The organism is Arthrobacter sp. SDR-2R (genome assembly GCF_057747955.1).
Genome location: NZ_CM173231.1, coordinates 4,171,315 through 4,187,888 on the forward strand (window position 1 = coordinate 4,171,315; position 16,574 = coordinate 4,187,888).

A 16,574-nucleotide genomic window follows, 5' to 3' on the forward strand; every position below is an offset into this window, starting at 1 on the left:
TGCACAGCGCCAGTTACACAGCGCCAGTTACACAGGCACATCACAGGTTGCGCCTAAAGCCCTCAAATCCGGCGGCGCCACTGTTGATCCATGACGCTCACCGACTCCACTTCAGGAACCCTGCCGGACGCCGCGGTGGCCCCGGCGGGCCTTCCTTCCCGCGGACATGCCGCGCGGCGCGCACCCGTGGACACCCGTACCACCGTCCCCGTCCTTGACGTGACCATTCCCGTTTTCAACGAGGAACGTGACCTTGAGGAATGCCTTCGCCGGCTCCACGGGCACCTGCTGGATACCTTTCCACACAGCTTCCGGATCACCGTGGCGGACAACGCCAGCACGGATGGAACCCTGAAGATCGCCGAGCGGCTGGCCCGGGAGTTCCCTGAGCTCGTGGCGGTCCACCTGGATGAGAAGGGCCGCGGCAACGCCCTGCGCAAAGTGTGGCTGGCCTCCCCGTCACCGGTGCTGGCCTACATGGACGTGGACCTTTCCACCGACCTCGCCGCCCTGCCGCCGCTGCTGGCGCCCCTGATTTCCGGGCATTCGGACCTCGCCATCGGCACCCGGCTGACCCGCAACTCCCGCGTCGTCCGCGGGCCCAAGCGGGAGTTCATCTCACGCAGCTACAACATGATGCTGCACTCGTTCATGGGCGCGCGGTTCAGCGACGCGCAGTGCGGGTTCAAAGCCATCCGCGCCGACGTCGCCCAGCAGATCCTGCCCTACACCGTGGACAACTCCTGGTTCTTCGACACCGAGCTTTTGGTCCTCGCCGAACGCTGCGGCCTGCGTGTCCATGAGGTCCCCGTTGACTGGATCGACGATCCCGATTCCAGCGTGGACGTGGTACGCACAGCACTGGCCGACGTGAGGGGAATGGCCCGGCTCACCCGCGACTTGGTCTACGGTCGCATCCCGGTCCCGGAACTGCGCGCAGCCCTGGCACGGGGTCCGATCCCGGCGTCCTCGCGGTCCGGTGAGCAGACACGCGGCAGCAGCCTTTTCGGCCAGCTGGTCCGGTTCGCCGCGATTGGCGCCGCCTCAACCTTGGCGTACCTGCTGATCTTCGTGTTCTGCCGGGGATTCATGGACCCGCAGTTGGCCAACTTCCTTGCACTGCTGATCACCGCCGTGGCCAACACTGGCGCCAACAGGCGCTTCACGTTCGGCATCCAGGGCGGCAACCCGGTCCGGCACCACTTCGAAGGGCTGATCGTGTTCGGCATCGGCCTGCTGCTCACCTCCGGAGCACTCGCCTTTGTACACCGGACGACGACGCCTGACCGGTGGGTGGAAGTCCTCACCGTTGTGGCGGCGAACCTGGCAGCCACGGCGGTCCGGTTCCTGCTGTTCCGGCTCTGGGTGTTCCGCGGCAACCACGGCAACCGGACCACCAAAGACGCCCCCACTTCGACAGAAACGGCAGCATCATGACCTCCACCATTTCGCCGGCGGACGCCGGCTCACCCGCCGGCCGGCAGCCGTCGCCATCCGGCCACGCTGCCTCCTCCCCCGGGGCGGCCGATACCGCACCCCGCTGGACCCGCTACGCCTTCGGTGCGCAGCCCCGCTGGGTGAGGCCTTCCGCCGTGGGGCTCCTGGCAGCCACGGCGGTCCTGTATCTGTGGAACCTGGCAGCAACCGGCTACGGAAACTCCTTCTATGCAGCCGCCATCCAGGCCGGCACCAAGGACTGGACGGCGTTCCTTTTCGGCTCGCTGGACGCAGGGAACGCCATCACGGTGGACAAGCCGCCGGCAGCACTCTGGATCCCCGCCCTCGCAGGGCGCATCTTCGGTTTTTCACCACTGAGCATGCTGGTGCCGGAAGCACTCATGGGGGTGGCCGCCGTCGGGTTCCTCTACTTGGCCGTCAAACGCGTCTCGGGACCTGCCGCAGGCCTGCTGGCCGGCGCTGCCCTGGCGCTGACGCCGGTGGCTGCGCTCATGTTCAAGTTCAACAACCCGGACGCCATGCTCACCCTGTGCCTGGTGCTTGCTGCCTACTTCACCACCCGCGCCATTGAGAGGGCGGGTTGGAAGTGGCTGGTGGCCGCCGGCGCCGTGGTTGGCCTGGCATTCCTGACCAAGATGCTGCAGGGCTTCCTGATTGTTCCCGCGCTGGGACTGGCCTATCTGTGGGCCGCACCCACGCCGGTGGGGCGCCGGCTGGTGCACCTGCTTGGCGCGCTGGGCGGAATCGTCGTGGTTGCCGGCAGCTACATCGCCCTGTTCCAGCTGACACCGGCCTCCGAGCGGCCGTACATGGCAGGGTCCAGCACCAACAGCTTCCTTGAACTGACGTTCGGCTACAACGGGCTGGCCCGTCTCACCGGTTCCGGCGAGGGCATGCCCGGCGGGGCCGGGGGTGCTGCTGCCGGCGGTCCCGGAGGCGGCTTCGGCGGCGGCAACGCCGGATTCGGCGGGGCGGCCGGGCTGCTGCGGATGTTCGGCACCAGCTTTGGCGGTGAGGTCTCGTGGCTTCTGCCCGCCGCCCTGGTCCTGCTGGTGGCAGGCCTCTGGTTCACGCGCCGGGAAGTACGCACCTCCCCGGGCCGCGCGGCCCTGATCCTGTGGGGCGGCTGGCTCGTGGTCACCGGAGGTGTCTTCAGCTTCATGAGCGGCATTGTCCATCCCTACTACTCGGTGGCACTGGCGCCGGCGATCGCAGCGCTGGTGGGCATAGGCGCAGTGGAGCTCTGGCGTGGCCGCAGCTACTGGCCGGCCCGGATCGTCCTCGCCGTGACCGTCCTCGGCACCTCTGTGTGGTCGGCAGTCCTGCTGGGCCGCGACACGTCGTGGCTCCCCTGGCTGCGGGTCGCCATCATCGTGCTCGGCGTCCTCGCCGCCGCCGCAATCCTCCTCCGCCTCGACGCACTGGGCACCTCGAAACCGGGCACCTCGAAACTGGGCGCCTCCGGACGGTTCCGCCGGGCCGGTGCGGCCGCCGTCGTCGTCGTATCCCTCCTGGCCGGCGGTCTTGGGACAGCGGGGTGGACCCTCGCCACCGCTGCTTCCGCCCACTCCGGTTCCATTCCGACGTCGGGCCCGGCGGGTTCGTCCGCGGGTGGCTTCGGCAACCGTGCCGCTGGATTCGGCGGCGCACGGGCTGACGGCAGGGAGGCCGCCACTGACGCTGCCAACGGTGCGGGTGGACTCGATCCCTTCGGCGGCCTCGACGGCGCAGCCGGCCCCGGAGGTGCCGGGGGTGCCGGGGGCGCCGGCGGCCCGGGCGAAGGATCCGCAGATGCGGCGGTGGCGGCACTCCTGAAGGCCACCACCACGAAGTGGTCCGCGATCGTCTCCGGCGCCAGCCAGGCAGCCAGCCTGGAACTCGCCACGAACACCAACGTCATTGCCCTGGGCGGTTGGAACGGCGGTGACCCCTACCCCACGCTCGCCGAGTTCCAGGACATGGTGGCCAAGGGCGAGATCGGCTACTTCATCCAAGGCGGTGGCATGGGTGGCGGCGGCATGGGTGGTCGCGGCAATTCCGAGGTGGCCGCCTGGGTCCAGGCCAACTTCCAGGCCCAGACCGTAGGCAACTCCACCGTGTACCAACTCACCAAGTAGGACTCCATGGCCAGCCACTACCCAGCGCCCGTCCACACTGCGTCGGTCCACACCGGACACCCTGCCGGCGCTCCTGCCGCCGCGCATCATCCTGTCCCGGCCTGCTACCGGCCGGACCCGCGGGCGCTCCGGCGGGGGCTGGAACTGGCAGCGGTGCTGGCCGGGACCGCCGTGCTGTACTTGTGGAACCTTGGAGCATCCGGCTGGGCCAACGCGTTCTATTCCGCCGCGGCCCAGGCCGGATCGCAGGACTGGACGGCCTGGTTTTTCGGCTCTTCCGACGCGGCCAACGCCATCACGGTGGACAAGCCGCCGGCGTCGCTGTGGATCATGGGGTTGTCCGTCCGGATCTTCGGCCTCAGTTCCTGGAGCATCCTGGTCCCCCAGGCACTGATGGGCGTCGGCACCGCCTGGCTGCTTTACCTGGCCGTACGGCGGGCCGCGTCGCCTGCCACGGCCGATCCACGCCTGGCGCACCGCGCAGGACTGATCGCCGCGGCCGTCCTGGCCCTCACCCCCGTTGCCACGCTGATGTTCCGCTTCAACAACCCGGACGCCCTGCTGGTGCTGCTCATGACGGCAGCCGCCTACGCGGTCCTCCGTGCAGTCCAGGAGGACCGGTTGCGCTGGCTCCTGCTGGCCGGAGTGTTCCTGGGCTTCGGCTTCCTGGCCAAGCAGCTGCAGGTCCTGCTGGTGGTTCCGGGATTCGCAATCGCCTACGCGCTGGCAGGCCCGCACAGTCTCCCGCGGCGCCTGCTCCGGCTGGCCGCGGCGGGAGCGGCCATGGTGGCCTCCGCCGGGTGGTGGCTCCTGGCGGTGGAGCTGACGCCGGCCGGCCTGCGTCCCTACATCGGCGGATCGCAAACCAACTCCATCCTGGAGCTCACGCTGGGTTACAACGGGCTGGGCCGGCTGACGGGCGACGAGACCGGCAGTGTGGGCGGCGGCAACGGCTGGGGAGATCCCGGGCTGCTCCGGATGTTCAACAGCGAGTTCGGCGGCCAGATCGCGTGGCTGCTGCCGTCCGCCCTGATCCTTGCGGCGGGCCTGCTGTGGTTGGGCCGGCGGGCCCCGCGGACCGATGCGGTGCGCGCCGCCGTCATCATCTGGGGCTCGTGGGTGCTGGTGACGGGCCTGGTCTTCAGCTTCATGGCCGGCATCATCCACCCTTACTACGCCGTGGCGCTGGCGCCGGGGATCGCCGGGCTTGCGGGGCTGGGCACGGTCCTCCTGTGGCAGCACCGGCAGCAGCCACCCGCCGCACTCCTGCTGGCCGCAGCGGTGGCCGCGGCCGCCCTGATGGCCTTCCAGCTGCTGGGCACCACGTCCGCCTACGGCGCGTGGCTGCGTTGGCTGGTCCTTTCCGGAGGCTTGGCGGCCGCAGCGGGCGTGGCGTTCGGCAGGTTCCTGCGCTGGCGTGCCGTGCAGCGGACGACGGCGGCGCTCGCCATTGCGGCGTCGCTCACCGGGCCGCTGGCGTACTCCCTTTCCACGGCGTCGACAACGCACAGCGCGGCGATCGTCAGTGCCGGGCCCTCGTCGGGCTTCGCCCCTCGCGGGACGGGCCCTGGCCGGAGCGGGACAGGCAGCACCAGGCAGCCAGCAACCCAGGGAAACACGGCCCGCCAGCAGGGCGCGCCCGGGGGAACACTTCCCGGCGGAACCGCTGCTGCCGGTGGTCGCGGAGGCGGGGCCGTGGGAGGCCTCTTGGGCGCCCCCACGCCGTCCGCGGAACTCGTGGCAGCACTCAGGAATGGCGCCTCGGGCTACACCTGGGCAGCGGCAGTGGTGGGGTCGAACAACGCTGCCGGTTACCAGTTGGCAACGGAACTGCCGGTCATGGCGGTGGGTGGGTTCAACGGCACAGATCCCGCCCCTACCTTGGCGGAGTTCCAGGATCTGGTGTCCCAGGGAAAGATCCACTACTTCATCACAGGCGGAACCATCCGGGCCAGTACCGGTTCGGACGCTGCCGCCCAGATCGCCCAGTGGGTGGCGAACAACTTCACGGCGCAGAGCATTGGCGGCACCACCGTCTACCTGTTGGCTGGGTAACGGGAACTGTAACGGTCGGCGCGCTGCGCTCATGAAATGGGGCGGCCATACCCCAATGGGACCGAGGTTACGAACGGGGAATCCGGCAAATCAACGCGCTGAGGATCGTGACTTCCGTTACCTAAATGTGACTTTCGCGTGCACTTCCTGTAGCGTCGATTGGGTGCGGCCCCCGTTCGGGCCGCATATCCCGGGTCGACGCCAAGCTCTGCCGCTTCCCCGGATTCCGATTGAGCTACGGCAGAGGCGGGGGACCCACCGTCCCGGGCACTGAATGCCCTTGGGGTTAAGCCAGTACGTGATCTTTCCGTATGGCCGGATGCCCTCATCCGAACCCGACAGCTAACTCCGCAGGTGTGAGAGGCGATCAATCATGTCCAAGAACACGGCAGAAGCACGCCTGCTGCAGGCCAAGGCTAAACACAGGGCCAAGCAGCAGGCCAAAAAGACCACCCTGGGCCAGCGCGCCGCCGTCCTGGCAGTATCCTGCGCGGTGCTGGTGGGGGTAGGCGCGGCAGGACAGGCCACCAGCAGCATGACTCCGGTGTCATCCACCGCATCCAACCCTCCCACGTCGGCGTCCGACGCTCAAATGAGCATCGAGAAGAGCGAGATCCGCTCCAACCCGGCAGCAAACCCCGCTCCCGCTGCCATCAGCGTGGCGCCGCAGGCAGCGGAACCGGCCCCTGCAGCGGCACCGGCAGCCCCCGCACCCGCCGCGCCAGCCCCGGCCCCGGCGCCTGCCCCCGCACCTGAGCCGGCTCCCGCCGTCGCGGTTAACGATCCCGCAGGCGCCCAGGCGTACGCCGCCAGCCAGCTGGGCGCGTTCGGCTGGGGACCGGACCAGATGCAGTGCCTGCAGACGCTGTGGACCAAGGAGTCCGACTGGACCACCACGGCCACCAATTCCAGCAGCGGGGCTTACGGCATCGTCCAGTCCCTGCCCGCTGAGAAGATGGCCAGCGCCGGTGCGGACTACCTCACCAACTACCGCACGCAGATCAACTGGGGCCTGGACTACATCAAGAAGAGCTACCAGTCGCCCTGTGGTGCCCTGAACTTCCACCTGTCCCACAACTGGTACTAGGCACTCCTCCCCCCGGCGGCAGCGATGCCGGGGAACTGCACCAAAGCGGCGGGCCGCATCATCACGATGCGGCCCGCCGCTTTGGTTAACCAGCGCTATCCGGTGCCCTCACCAGCTTCCTGTCCGTCGTTCCGCCACGGGATGTATTGGACAGCCCACTTGTTCCCGTCCGGATCGGCAAAGTAGACGAAGTGGCCCCAGTCCTGCACGTCCACGTCGCTGACATCCACGCCGTTGTTTTTCAGCTGGTCATGGGCGGCATTGATGTCGTTGACCACCAGCTGCAGGTTGGAGCCCGTGCCGGGCGGGGCGTCGACGAGTCCTTCGCCGATGCAGATGGAGCAGGCCGAGCCCGGCGGCGTCAACTGCACAAAGCGGATGGAGTCCGACGGCCGCTCGTCGTAGTCGGCGTTAAAGCCCACTTTGTTGACGTAGAAGTCCTTGGCACGGTCAACGTCGGATACGGGGACAAAGACAAGCTCGAGTTTCCAGTCCATCCGCACAGGCTAGCGGCGGGACACCCGTTGGGAAAGAGCCCGTTCAAACAGGGCAGCAGCGCTACCCGGCGATGCCGTAGAGGCGGTCGCCGGCGTCGCCCAGCCCGGGGACAATGTAGGACTTCTCGTTGAGCTTCTCGTCGATGGAGGCCAGGACGATGTGCACGTTGGCCCCTGACAGTTCCTCCTCCAGCCGCGCCAGGCCCTCGGGGGCGGCCAGCAGGCAGATGCAGGTGACGTCGGAAGCGCCGCGCTTGAACAGGAACTTGATGGCTTCGCGCAGGGTTCCGCCCGTGGCCAGCATGGGGTCCAGGACGAAAACCTGGCGGCCGGTGAGGTCCTCCGGCAGGCGCTCCGCGTAGGTGATGATGTCCAGTGTCTCCTCGTCCCGGGCCATGCCCAGGAAACCCACTTCAGCGGTGGGAACCAGCTTGGTCATGCCTTCCAGCATTCCCAGGCCGGCGCGCAGGATGGGAACCACCAGCGGGGTGGGCTTGGTGAAGGCGGTGCCGACGGTGGTGCTGACGGGCGTCTCGATGGTGACGGGCTCGGTGCGGACCTCCCGAGTGGCTTCGTAGGCCAGCAGGGTCACCAGCTCTTCCGTCAGCTGGCGGAAGACCGGCGACGGCGTGTTCTTGTCCCTCAGGACAGTGAGCTTGTGGGCGACCAGGGGGTGGTCAACAACGAGAGTGCGCATCCCCCAAAACTATCACTCGGCGCTGCCCTTCCCGCGTCCGGAGTGTTCGCCGTCGTGCAGTTCCTCGGCCACCACGTCCCGGACGATGGGACGGTCGAACGACGGCGCTGCCCCTGCGTGCTCGCGCCTTCGGACCAGGTGGAACAGCCGGTGGGCCAGGATAACGATTGCCACCCAGGCCAGGCCCAGGATCCAGCCGGCCATAACGTCCGTGAGCCAGTGGTGGCCCAGGAAGACCCGGCTCAGGCCCATGGCGATGATGAAGATCGAGCCGGCGGTGATGGCGGTAACCCGGACCCGCATGGTGTGGAACTGAAGGCAGATGAGGTAGATCACCAGACTGATCACCACGGTGGTGTTCAGGGTGTGCCCGCTGGGGAAGGATGGCGAATCCTCGTAAGGGGGGACGGCGTCCGCATGGTCGGGCCGGGTACGGCCCACCAGCTTCTTGCCGAACGTGGTGGCGGTGACGGACGCTGCCGCTGCACCGCCGATCAGGACCAGCGGACGCCAGTTCCGGCTCAGGAAGGTCAACCACGCGGTGAGGATGCTGGCCAGGATGGGCATCCCGATGCCGCCGCCGATGTTGGTGAAACCGGTGACAAAGGAGTCAAGGCCGGGGCTGCGGAGGCCTTCGGCAAAGGCAAGGGCAGGCTTGTCCAGGTTGGCCAGGCCAGCGGAGTCCACCACATCGTCGTAGACCTCTGCCCCAAGCAGCGCCAGGGACACGATGACCACACCGCCCACAAGGATGGTGAGGATCAACGCCGCATAGGGTTTGAACCAAATACCCAATCGGTCCCGAAGAGTGTCCATGGTGCCTCCCGGCATCGGCAAGTAACCTGACTAACCCCGAAACTATCATTGAGCCATGCCCTTGCCCGAAAAGAAACACGAGGCCTGGATGGGCCTTGCCCTGGCGGAGGCCCGCCGTGCGCTCGACACGGAGGACGTGCCCATCGGCGCCGTAGTGATAGGGCCCGACGGCGACGTTCTGGGTTCGGGACGCAACCAGCGGGAGGAGCTGGGCGACCCCACAGCCCACGCCGAGGTGGTGGCCATCAGGGAGGCGGCCGGACGGCTGCAGGAACGGGCACGGCTCGGCGGCGGCCAGGGCGACGGGTGGCGCTTGTCCGACTGCACGCTGGTGGTCACCCTGGAACCCTGCGCCATGTGTGCGGGCGCAATCGTCCTGGCGAGGATTCCCCGGGTTGTGTTCGGGGCCTGGGATGAGAAGGCCGGCGCTGCGGGATCGGTATTCGATATCCTCCGCGAGCGCCGGCTGAACCACTGGGTTGAGGTGTATCCCGGGGTCCGCGGGGAAGAGTGCGCTTTACTGCTGCGCGAATTTTTCGCCGCCCACCGGAGCAGCCTCTAGCCCTGCCGCTCCCCGTGTCCGCCGGGTCCCTCCAGGAGGGCCAGCACGTCCTGCGCTGGTTCGCTCCATCCCGGCAGCCTGGTCCGCGCATCGAGCGCAGCTGAACGCCATTTTTCCCGGGTCTTTCCATCCACCAGCCAACCCCGCAGTGCATTGGCCAGGCGGCCGGGACTCTCCTGTCCGCCGTCTGGAAGGGTAAGCACTGCCCCCGGAAGGCGGGGTTCGCCGTCGGCCGTTCCCAGCCCGCCCATGCCAAGCGCCTCCACCGCCCCGGTCCCGGCACGGACCAGAACAGGAATGCCGTGGGCCAGGGATTCGGTGACGGCCATGCCGAAAGCCTCCAGCCGCGACACCAGCAGGGTCAGGTCCGTCCGCGCCCATTCGGCCTCTAAGGCTTCGCCAATGAGCTCGCCGGTGAGCTGCACCCGCCGCTGGAGCCCGTGGGCAGTAATGGCAGCCCGGACCTCCCGTGCGTAGTCCGGGTCCGCCTGCTCGGAGCCCACGAACGACGCAGTCCATTCAAGGTCCTGGATCCGGGCCAGGGCATGCACGGACAGCAACTGGTCCTTGTTTGGCAGCAGCGCGGCGATGACCGCCACGTGCGGCGGCCTGGATCCCTGGGCCAGGGGTGCGGGGTTGACGCCGGGAAGGACAACGGTGACCCGGGAAAGCCCCCTTTCCAGGAGGAGGGATGCAGATGACGTGCTGGTGCAGATCACGCCGGTTGCCGCACGGAGGGCTCTCGCTTCGCGTTCCAGGGCTGCGGCCCCGGAGCTTTCCTCAACGGGCATATGCACCAGGACCCATGTTTCCCCGCCCGCCTTCGCGGCGTATTCGAGTTCATCCGGGGCACCTACCGCCACCAGGCCGTCCACGATGGCCACTGCTTCCCCGTGGTGTGCCTCAGGTTCCCATGCTCCGAGGAGGGTGGCCAGCCGGCGTCGTTCCTTGGCGCCGGCGTCCGGCCAGTTGCCTTCCACGGCAACCACCTCCACCTCCGCGCCCCGTTCCTGCAGGCCCGCAACCAGGCGCGCGTTGTAGACGTTGCCGCCTGAGCTGTGGCGGATATTGCCGGGAACCAGCAGCCGGATGGGACGCATTGCTACGCGGTGAGGTCCAGGGAAAAGGTGGCCCAGGCGTCAGGATTCTCGCGCAGGGTGACCTCCAGTCCTGCGAGTTCACGGCCGTCGTCGTTGTCCTTGATCTCTGCGGCCACCTTCCGGGCGATGTACTCGGCGAGGGCTTCCGTGGTGCTGAGCTTGCCCTCGAAGTCCGGGTGCTCGTCCAGGTTGCGGTAGTTCAGGCCGGCGAGCACCTCCTCGATGATGGTCCCGGCGGCGCCGATGTCCAGGACGATCGCGTCGGCATTCAGGGCGCGACGGCGGAAGGCCACCTCGGCGACGAAGGTTGCACCGTGCAGGCCCTGGGCGGGGCCGAAAGCCTCACGGGGAAGGCTGTGGGCAATCATGAAGTGGCGGCGGATGGTCAGGCTGAACATTGTTACCTCAAGTCTTTGGGGGTGTGGGTGGCTGGGCTGGGCGCGGGACTGCCGGCAGGGTATTCGACGACGTGGCACAGGGCTTCCAGGCTGCCGTCCGCCAGGCTCTGGACCACGCCAGGCAGGTCCTCGAACCGGGACGATCCCGTCAGGAACGCGTCGAAGACGGGGTCCTTGAGCAGCGATACGGCCAGGTCCAGGCGGTCCGCGTTGGTGCGCCTGTGGCGCCGGGAACGCGCCACCATGCCCACCTGGCTCGCCCTGATGGACAGCCGTCTGGCGTGGAAGTCCTCCCCCAGCGGCACAGTGACCTCACGGTTGGCATACCAGGACATTTCGATGATTTCGCCTTCATCGCCGGCGAGCTGCAGGCTGCGCTCCAGGCCTTCCTGCGAGGCCGAGCAGTGGAACACGATGTCGCAGTCCGCCAGGGCGTCATCGGGGTGTGCGAAGTCCACGCCCAGGGTGTCCGCGAGCTTTTTCCTGCCCGGATCGAGGTCCACCAACTGCAGGCGCTGCAACGGGAAGGTGCGCAGCAGCGTAGCCACCATGCCGCCCACCAGGCCGGCTCCGACGACGGCAATCCGGTCGCCCAGCCGAGGCCCGGCTTCCCACAGGGCGTTGACTGCGGTTTCCACCGTGCCGGTGAGGACCGCCCGCCGGGATGGAACGCTGTCGGGAACCCTGGTTAGAGAGGTCACCGGCACCACATAGAGGTCCTGATGCGGATTCAGGCAAAAGACGCGCCGGCCCTTCCACTCCTCAGGACCTTCCTCCACGACTCCCACCGAGAGGTAGCCGAATTTCACCGGCCCTGGAAACGTTCCCTCCTGGCGTGGGGCACGCATCTCTTCCGCGACACGTGGCGGCACGGCTCCGGCGTGGACCACCATTTCGGTGCCCTTGCTGATGCCGGAGTACAGGGCACGCACCAAAGCTTCGCCCGGCCCCGGCGCGGGCACTTCTTCGGCCCTGAGCTCGCCGTGTTCCTTGGCGGTGGTCCAGTAAGCGGTTGCGTGGATCGGAGTCTGTGAATTTGTCATCTTGCTGATGAATCTAACCGGACGCGCGGTGGCGGGGAAAGTCCGACGGCGGATGGCGGGGTTTGGTGCCGCGCGGCGGCGTCCGTGCCAGCATCAAGGCGGGGCGGGTGCGGAGGGTGGCGCCGGGACGTGGACCTGCCGCAACTTGCGCGGGCGGACCGGACTGAAGACGCGGCAGTGCAGCAGCTTCGGCTTAGACGCCGAGGTGTTTAAGCAGTGCCTCTTCGAGGAGGCTTCGTTCGCCGGGCAGGAACCCGGGTGGCCACTTTGGTGGTTCCCAGTCCTGGTGTTCGCTTGTGTAGTGGCGGCCTGTGGGTGAGGTCCAGCCCGGTGGTTCGTTCGTGCTGGCCGGGGTGGGTTTCCAGGCGGTGGTGTGCCGGAGCCGGTGGTGCTTCGGACAGGGCTGTCCCAGGTTGCTGATTCCGGTGGTGCCGCCGTGGTGCCAGGCGAGGAGATGGTCGGCCTCCGTGTCCAGGGAGGTGTTGCTGCAGCCCGGGAACGGGCATTTCCCGTCCCGCATCCGCAGCCAGGCCCGCATCGCCCTGGGAACCCGGTAACTCTTCCGGCCAATCTCCAACGGCGCCCCGTCCCGGGGATCCACCAACACCCGGTAAAACGAGGCCGCCCCGTCCGCGACCAGTCGCCGCGCCATCGACGCCGGCACCGGACCATACCCGTCCAACATCGCCGGCTCATCCGTCAAACCCATCAGCGCGAACACCGGAACCGTAACCAGCACCTCGGCGCGGACCGGCGGCGGCCGGTGGCCAGTTCCGGATGCGGCGCTATCAGTGCCACCGGCACCGGCGCCCGGCCCCGCAGCAGCCACGACGCCGGCAGTGGCACTGGCACTGGCACTGGCACGGCTGAGACTGGTACTGCCGCCCCGGATGTCGCCGCTGCCGAGGATCGCGGCGGCGAAACTGTCAGCCCGCAACTGGGGCATGGTCCTGTCCTCGGCCGGCCCCTGCAAACCTCGTGCGGCAGCGGTGAGCCGGTTCCACCCAGCCATGGCCTGGTCCGCGGGCAGGTACGCGCCCAGCCACGCCATCCCGTCCCGGTCCGCCCGGAACTCCACCCGCCGCTCCGCCACACCCCTGGCGTGCCGCTTCTCCATCGATTCGGCGTGGTGGCGTTCCCGCCAGGTCCGGGCCTTGACCCGGAACCGGTGCGCCGGCAGCTCCCCAACCGGGCAGCCGCGAGCCGGGTTAGGGGCGTCCGGGTCCGGTGTATCGGGTGGCAGGAAATGCGCCTCCAACGCCGCCGCCCCGGCCGCATCAAGGGACGCCGTTTCGTCGGCCAGCACTATCGCGTGCTGCCATGACAGGGTCCCGGACTGCAACGCCTCCAAAGTCCGCGGCAAGCTGCTGGTCAGGGCGTGGGAGGTGGCCAGGAACGACCCGGCGGCCCGCGGACCCAACGCCAGCACGCACCCGATCTCCGCCGCCACCGCCATCTCCTGCGCCACCACCGGCACGTCCGGCCCCGCCACAGCATGCGCAGCCTCCGCGTACCTCACCGCAGCCTTCGCCTTCACCCCCGCAACCCGCGCCTCCACCTCCCGGGCCCCGGCGAGGATGTCCAGGCAGGCACCGGCCAGACCGGCCAGCGGATCAGAAACCGCATCAGCATCCGCGAACGCCTCCAGACCCGCCCCATCCACCTCAGCCTGAAGCACAGCAAGGGCAGCACGGATCTCCTCGAACGCCCTCACCACCGCCGCTTTCCCCATAAACCCATCATGGCAAGGGGGTCCGACAATTATGATCCTGCTCCAACGCCCATCCCCCAGGCAGCGCTGGGTTGGATGAAACCCGCAATAGGCACCCACTGTGCGTCCGTTTTGGGGATGCAGGCCATGCTCCGGTACCCTATTGAGGTTGGTGACGTGTCCGAGCGGCCGAAGGTGCAACACTCGAAATGTTGTTTGGTGTAAAAGCCAACGTGGGTTCAAATCCCACCGTCACCGCCATATAGGAAAAGGCCCTGGGCTCCCTTGTACATCAAGGAAACCAGGGCCTTTTGCTCAGCGGCCAAAGCGTCAGCGCGCGGGATCGATCATCGTCATGCCCGCGACCTTAACAGTGTCGAACTGCGGGAGCATGTCAGCGGCCTCGGTCAGCCCGATAACGCGTTCGATGAGCTTCTGCGGTTCCAGTGACCCCGACTCGATGAGGGCGAGCATCTGCGGGTAGTCGGCCGCAGCCATCCCGTGGCTTCCGAACACATCCAGTTCCCAGGCAATAACGCGCGCCATAGGCACGCGGGGGTGACCCTCCATGGGCGGGAGGAGGCCGATCTGGACATGCCGTCCACGGCGACGAAGGCTCAGGAGCGCGTCGGCGCACGTCTGCTCGCTGCCGACAGCATCAATGGAGACATGGGATCCTCCCGTGATCGCATGCACCTGTGCGGGGATGTCCGAGCCGTCCGCGACCAATACGCGGTCTGCGCCGAGGGAAGCGGCCACCTCCAGGGCGGCGGGGTTCCGGTCGACAGCCACAACCTTTCCGCCGAGCGCCTTCGCAACCATGACGGCGCTGAGCCCCACACCGCCTGCCCCGACGATGGTGACCCATTCATCGGCCGCAAGCCGGGCCCGGCCCGTGAGCGCCCGGTAGGCAGTGGCGAAGCGGCATCCCAGGCTGGCCGCTGCTTCGAAGCTGACCCCTTCGGGAATTGCCACGAGATTGGTGTCGGCCGCATGGATCACAACTTGCTCGGCAAAGGAACCCCAATGGGTGAAGCCTGGCTGCTGCTGCTCCGGGCAGACCTGCGCGTTGCCGCCGAGGCACCATTCGCAGGCGCCGCAGCCTTCCACAAAGGGTGCGGTCACGCGGTCGCCAACCGTCCATCTGGTCACACCCGAACCAACCACGGCCACAACGCCGGCGAACTCATGGCCTGGAACGTGCGGCAGAGCGATGTCGTCGTGGCCTACCCATGCGTGCCAGTCACTGCGGCATAATCCGGTGGCCACGACGGTGATCACCACACCGCCGGCAGGCGCCTCCGGGGCGTCGACCTCGTGAACCGCCAGCGGCCCGGCAATGCTGTTCATGACAATCGCGCGCATAGTGTCCTCCAGGCATCGAATTCGTCCCGTCCTGTTCAGCCGGGAGTCCGGCGACATCTTCGCACGCGGCGATGGTGCATCGAAATCCCTCCCCTGTGTCCTGCCGCGAAGCCGCACATGCTGGCCAGCCACGGATGCTGCCGGGAGCATTGGCGTCACTGCCGGTCTCCGCAGGATTAGAGAATCCGCTGATACATCCGGTGGTCCTGCCACCTGCCGGCTATCCGGAGGTAGTCGGGGGCCGTTCCGTAAGCCACGAAGCCATTCTTTTCCAGCACTCTTTGCGACGCCGTGTTGTGCACCAGGGTTGCTGCCTCGAGTCGGTGAAGTCCCAATGCAGCCTGTGAAATATTGACGGCCGCCGCTACTGCCGCCGTCATAAGCCCTTTTCCTTGGGCTGTGCGGGAAATCCAGTAACCAACGTGCGCGTTCTGGAATGCGCCACGCACGATTGAGCTGAGGGTCAGCAGCCCGACGATACCGTCATGTTGTGCCAGCACCATGGGAAGTGCCGTGCCCGAATCGAGTTCAACAAGCCGCCGCTCAACCACGTCCCGCTGGCCCTGGACGGTGTAGAACTCCTCAAGCCGGACAGGCTCCCACGGGGCGAGATATGACCGGTTCTCCTGAAACGCCGCCGCCAACGCCTCTGCGTCCGACGCCCGGACGGGACGGAGCACAACACCTTCGGCAATCACACAGGAAAAGTCCAGTGCTTCACACTACGCCGAGCCCATATAGTCGCCCACGTCCAGGACGGCGTCACTGCGGGGTCGGCAGCGGCGGACGCCCCTGCGCTTCCGTCTCGACGCGCTTTTTGATGCCCAGGAGCATGGCGCGGTCCATGACCAGGTAGCCGGGCCGAAGAAGGAAGTCCGTCACACGAAGCCCGGCAGGGCGTCCCGGGCCCGTGCGCGTCCTAAGCAGCAGCCTGGTACCGGCAGCCCCAGCATCGTGGAGGACGAACTGCCAGGTTCCTGTCACCTTTCCGGGCGGGGCACCAGGGCTTGAGTCCAGAACAAGGTGGCGGCCCTCCTCCAGCTCCACCACGCGCGGCCCGCGCCGGCCGCCCGGGTAGCCTTCCGGCGTGAAGGCGATGATGTCCCCCACCTGCAGGTCCTGCCACTCCGGATGAATGCGGTCCGCGTTCGTGACACCCAGGTGCAGCAATCCGTTCTCCACCGCCGTGTAGGAATACAGCCCGGCCCGGTCCACACCCATTTGCACTATCCAGGGCCACACTTGCTCGGGACGGGCGGAGACAGTGACCGCCATGGTCTGGATGTCCTCGGGATCGGGAATCAATTCGTCCCCGGGAAGGGGCATTGTTCTTTCGGGCTCCGTGGTTCCCCATGTCCCCAGGGCACGCGGCACGAGGGCGTGCGTGAGAAGCCCGGCAGCGGCCGCAGCACCAAGGAATCCGGAAAGCCGGCGGCGGGAAGGGGTGGATGAATGATTCGTGCCTGTCTTCGGCCGAATGAAGGCCAGGACATCCGACGCCGTGCTGCTCATGGCACGCCTCCCTTTGGTTGAGGTGGTTCCGCGATGCCTTGCAGCCTACAAACCATCATCTGGCCGCCACAGAGTCCAAGGCCCCCTTGCGGCCGCCCTGCAACGACTGACGTCCCAGGCAGGCAACTGCCTGGCAACCACCCATCAAGAAGTCAT

Annotated in this window: 15 protein-coding genes, 1 tRNA gene and 1 riboswitch; of the genes, 6 read left to right on the forward strand and 10 right to left on the reverse strand. The window is 67.6% G+C overall.

Going from position 1 to position 16,574, the window contains the following annotated elements; all coding sequences use genetic code 11:
* Positions 1 to 90 precede the first annotated feature (90 nt).
* The 4 genes from AC3ANU_RS19195 (at position 91) to AC3ANU_RS19210 (ending at position 6,717) form a co-directional block, all read left to right on the forward strand.
* Positions 91 to 1,437 carry a bifunctional glycosyltransferase family 2/GtrA family protein gene (locus AC3ANU_RS19195; RefSeq protein ID WP_018771236.1) on the forward strand — a complete coding sequence of 449 codons (1,347 nt, stop codon included), beginning with the start codon at positions 91 to 93 and terminating at the stop codon, positions 1,435 to 1,437.
* Positions 1,434 to 3,575 carry an ArnT family glycosyltransferase gene (locus AC3ANU_RS19200; protein ID WP_488315082.1) on the forward strand — a complete coding sequence of 714 codons (2,142 nt, stop codon included), beginning with the start codon at positions 1,434 to 1,436 and terminating at the stop codon, positions 3,573 to 3,575. Before AC3ANU_RS19195 ends, AC3ANU_RS19200 begins: the two co-directional genes overlap by 4 nt.
* A 6-nt stretch (positions 3,576 to 3,581) precedes the next feature.
* Entirely contained in the window at positions 3,582 to 5,630 is a 2,049-nt protein-coding gene (locus AC3ANU_RS19205; RefSeq protein WP_488315083.1) for an ArnT family glycosyltransferase, read from the forward strand.
* A gap of 207 nt (positions 5,631 to 5,837) precedes the next feature.
* A riboswitch (cyclic di-AMP (ydaO/yuaA leader) is annotated at positions 5,838 to 5,998 on the forward strand.
* A 5-nt stretch (positions 5,999 to 6,003) separates the two neighbouring features.
* Positions 6,004 to 6,717, forward strand: coding sequence for an aggregation-promoting factor C-terminal-like domain-containing protein (locus AC3ANU_RS19210; RefSeq protein WP_488315084.1), 714 nt, complete (start codon positions 6,004 to 6,006; stop codon positions 6,715 to 6,717).
* Between the two features lie 95 nt (positions 6,718 to 6,812).
* On the opposite strand, the gene AC3ANU_RS19215 is transcribed toward AC3ANU_RS19210, so the two are convergent.
* The 3 genes from AC3ANU_RS19215 to AC3ANU_RS19225 form a co-directional block, all read right to left on the reverse strand.
* Entirely contained in the window at positions 6,813 to 7,214 is a 402-nt protein-coding gene (locus AC3ANU_RS19215; protein ID WP_488315085.1) for a glyoxalase superfamily protein, read from the reverse strand.
* Between the two features lie 61 nt (positions 7,215 to 7,275).
* Positions 7,276 to 7,911 carry a uracil phosphoribosyltransferase gene (gene upp, locus AC3ANU_RS19220; protein ID WP_018771241.1) on the reverse strand — a complete coding sequence of 212 codons (636 nt, stop codon included), beginning with the start codon at positions 7,909 to 7,911 and terminating at the stop codon, positions 7,276 to 7,278.
* A 12-nt stretch (positions 7,912 to 7,923) separates the two neighbouring features.
* The gene (locus tag AC3ANU_RS19225) at positions 7,924 to 8,727 is read right to left on the reverse strand and encodes a phosphatase PAP2 family protein (RefSeq protein WP_043425400.1); all 804 of its coding nucleotides are present in this window, start codon (positions 8,725 to 8,727) and stop codon (positions 7,924 to 7,926) included.
* Between the two features lie 55 nt (positions 8,728 to 8,782).
* Here AC3ANU_RS19225 and tadA point away from each other — a divergent pair, with 55 nt between their 5' ends.
* Positions 8,783 to 9,289 (forward strand): tRNA adenosine(34) deaminase TadA, encoded by a 507-nt coding sequence (gene tadA / locus AC3ANU_RS19230; RefSeq protein WP_144600265.1) that lies wholly within the window; start codon positions 8,783 to 8,785, stop codon positions 9,287 to 9,289.
* Here tadA and AC3ANU_RS19235 read toward each other — a convergent pair.
* The 4 genes from AC3ANU_RS19235 to AC3ANU_RS19250 all read right to left on the reverse strand — a co-directional run bounded on the left by AC3ANU_RS19235 (position 9,286) and on the right by AC3ANU_RS19250 (position 13,562).
* Positions 9,286 to 10,389 carry a glycosyltransferase family 4 protein gene (locus AC3ANU_RS19235; protein ID WP_488315086.1) on the reverse strand — a complete coding sequence of 368 codons (1,104 nt, stop codon included), beginning with the start codon at positions 10,387 to 10,389 and terminating at the stop codon, positions 9,286 to 9,288. The genes tadA and AC3ANU_RS19235 overlap by 4 nt on opposite strands.
* Before the next feature lie 2 nt (positions 10,390 to 10,391).
* Positions 10,392 to 10,787 carry a 6-pyruvoyl trahydropterin synthase family protein gene (locus AC3ANU_RS19240; RefSeq protein WP_018771245.1) on the reverse strand — a complete coding sequence of 132 codons (396 nt, stop codon included), beginning with the start codon at positions 10,785 to 10,787 and terminating at the stop codon, positions 10,392 to 10,394.
* Positions 10,788 to 10,789: 2 nt separating this feature from the next.
* Positions 10,790 to 11,830, reverse strand: coding sequence for a zinc-dependent alcohol dehydrogenase (locus AC3ANU_RS19245; RefSeq protein WP_056389314.1), 1,041 nt, complete (start codon positions 11,828 to 11,830; stop codon positions 10,790 to 10,792).
* A gap of 193 nt (positions 11,831 to 12,023) precedes the next feature.
* Complete coding sequence (locus AC3ANU_RS19250) at positions 12,024 to 13,562, reverse strand: HNH endonuclease signature motif containing protein (protein WP_488315087.1); 1,539 nt, start codon at positions 13,560 to 13,562, stop codon at positions 12,024 to 12,026.
* Between the two features lie 150 nt (positions 13,563 to 13,712).
* Here AC3ANU_RS19250 and AC3ANU_RS19255 point away from each other — a divergent pair.
* Positions 13,713 to 13,802: transfer RNA gene (locus AC3ANU_RS19255), tRNA-Ser, on the forward strand.
* Between the two features lie 69 nt (positions 13,803 to 13,871).
* On the opposite strand, the gene AC3ANU_RS19260 is transcribed toward AC3ANU_RS19255, so the two are convergent.
* The 3 genes from AC3ANU_RS19260 to AC3ANU_RS19270 all read right to left on the reverse strand — a co-directional run bounded on the left by AC3ANU_RS19260 (position 13,872) and on the right by AC3ANU_RS19270 (position 16,418).
* A complete protein-coding gene (locus AC3ANU_RS19260) occupies positions 13,872 to 14,906 on the reverse strand; it encodes a zinc-binding dehydrogenase (protein ID WP_488315088.1) in 1,035 nt (344 codons plus the stop codon).
* Positions 14,907 to 15,082: 176 nt separating this feature from the next.
* A complete protein-coding gene (locus tag AC3ANU_RS19265; protein ID WP_488315089.1) occupies positions 15,083 to 15,604 on the reverse strand; it encodes a GNAT family N-acetyltransferase in 522 nt (173 codons plus the stop codon).
* Between the two features lie 64 nt (positions 15,605 to 15,668).
* Positions 15,669 to 16,418, reverse strand: a complete 750-nt coding sequence (locus tag AC3ANU_RS19270) for an SRPBCC family protein (protein WP_488315090.1) — start codon at positions 16,416 to 16,418, stop codon at positions 15,669 to 15,671.
* Positions 16,419 to 16,574: the final 156 nt, after the last annotated feature.

Excerpts from the sequence above, each read along its gene's own strand:
- AC3ANU_RS19195 (WP_018771236.1), top strand. The coding sequence starts at position 91 with ATGACGCTCACCGACTCCACTTCAGGAACCCTGCCGGACGCCGCGGTG.
- AC3ANU_RS19200 (WP_488315082.1), top strand. The coding sequence starts at position 1,434 with ATGACCTCCACCATTTCGCCGGCGGACGCCGGCTCACCCGCCGGCCGG.
- AC3ANU_RS19250 (WP_488315087.1), bottom strand. The coding sequence starts at position 13,562 with ATGGGGAAAGCGGCGGTGGTGAGGGCGTTCGAGGAGATCCGTGCTGCC.
- AC3ANU_RS19260 (WP_488315088.1), bottom strand. The coding sequence starts at position 14,906 with ATGCGCGCGATTGTCATGAACAGCATTGCCGGGCCGCTGGCGGTTCAC.
- AC3ANU_RS19210 (WP_488315084.1), top strand. The coding sequence starts at position 6,004 with ATGTCCAAGAACACGGCAGAAGCACGCCTGCTGCAGGCCAAGGCTAAA.
- AC3ANU_RS19205 (WP_488315083.1), top strand. The coding sequence starts at position 3,582 with ATGGCCAGCCACTACCCAGCGCCCGTCCACACTGCGTCGGTCCACACC.
- AC3ANU_RS19215 (WP_488315085.1), bottom strand. The coding sequence starts at position 7,214 with ATGGACTGGAAACTCGAGCTTGTCTTTGTCCCCGTATCCGACGTTGAC.
- tadA (WP_144600265.1), top strand. The coding sequence starts at position 8,783 with ATGCCCTTGCCCGAAAAGAAACACGAGGCCTGGATGGGCCTTGCCCTG.
- upp (WP_018771241.1), bottom strand. The coding sequence starts at position 7,911 with ATGCGCACTCTCGTTGTTGACCACCCCCTGGTCGCCCACAAGCTCACT.
- AC3ANU_RS19245 (WP_056389314.1), bottom strand. The coding sequence starts at position 11,830 with ATGACAAATTCACAGACTCCGATCCACGCAACCGCTTACTGGACCACC.
- AC3ANU_RS19240 (WP_018771245.1), bottom strand. The coding sequence starts at position 10,787 with ATGTTCAGCCTGACCATCCGCCGCCACTTCATGATTGCCCACAGCCTT.
- AC3ANU_RS19225 (WP_043425400.1), bottom strand. The coding sequence starts at position 8,727 with ATGGACACTCTTCGGGACCGATTGGGTATTTGGTTCAAACCCTATGCG.
- AC3ANU_RS19270 (WP_488315090.1), bottom strand. The coding sequence starts at position 16,418 with ATGAGCAGCACGGCGTCGGATGTCCTGGCCTTCATTCGGCCGAAGACA.
- AC3ANU_RS19235 (WP_488315086.1), bottom strand. The coding sequence starts at position 10,389 with ATGCGTCCCATCCGGCTGCTGGTTCCCGGCAATATCCGCCACAGCTCA.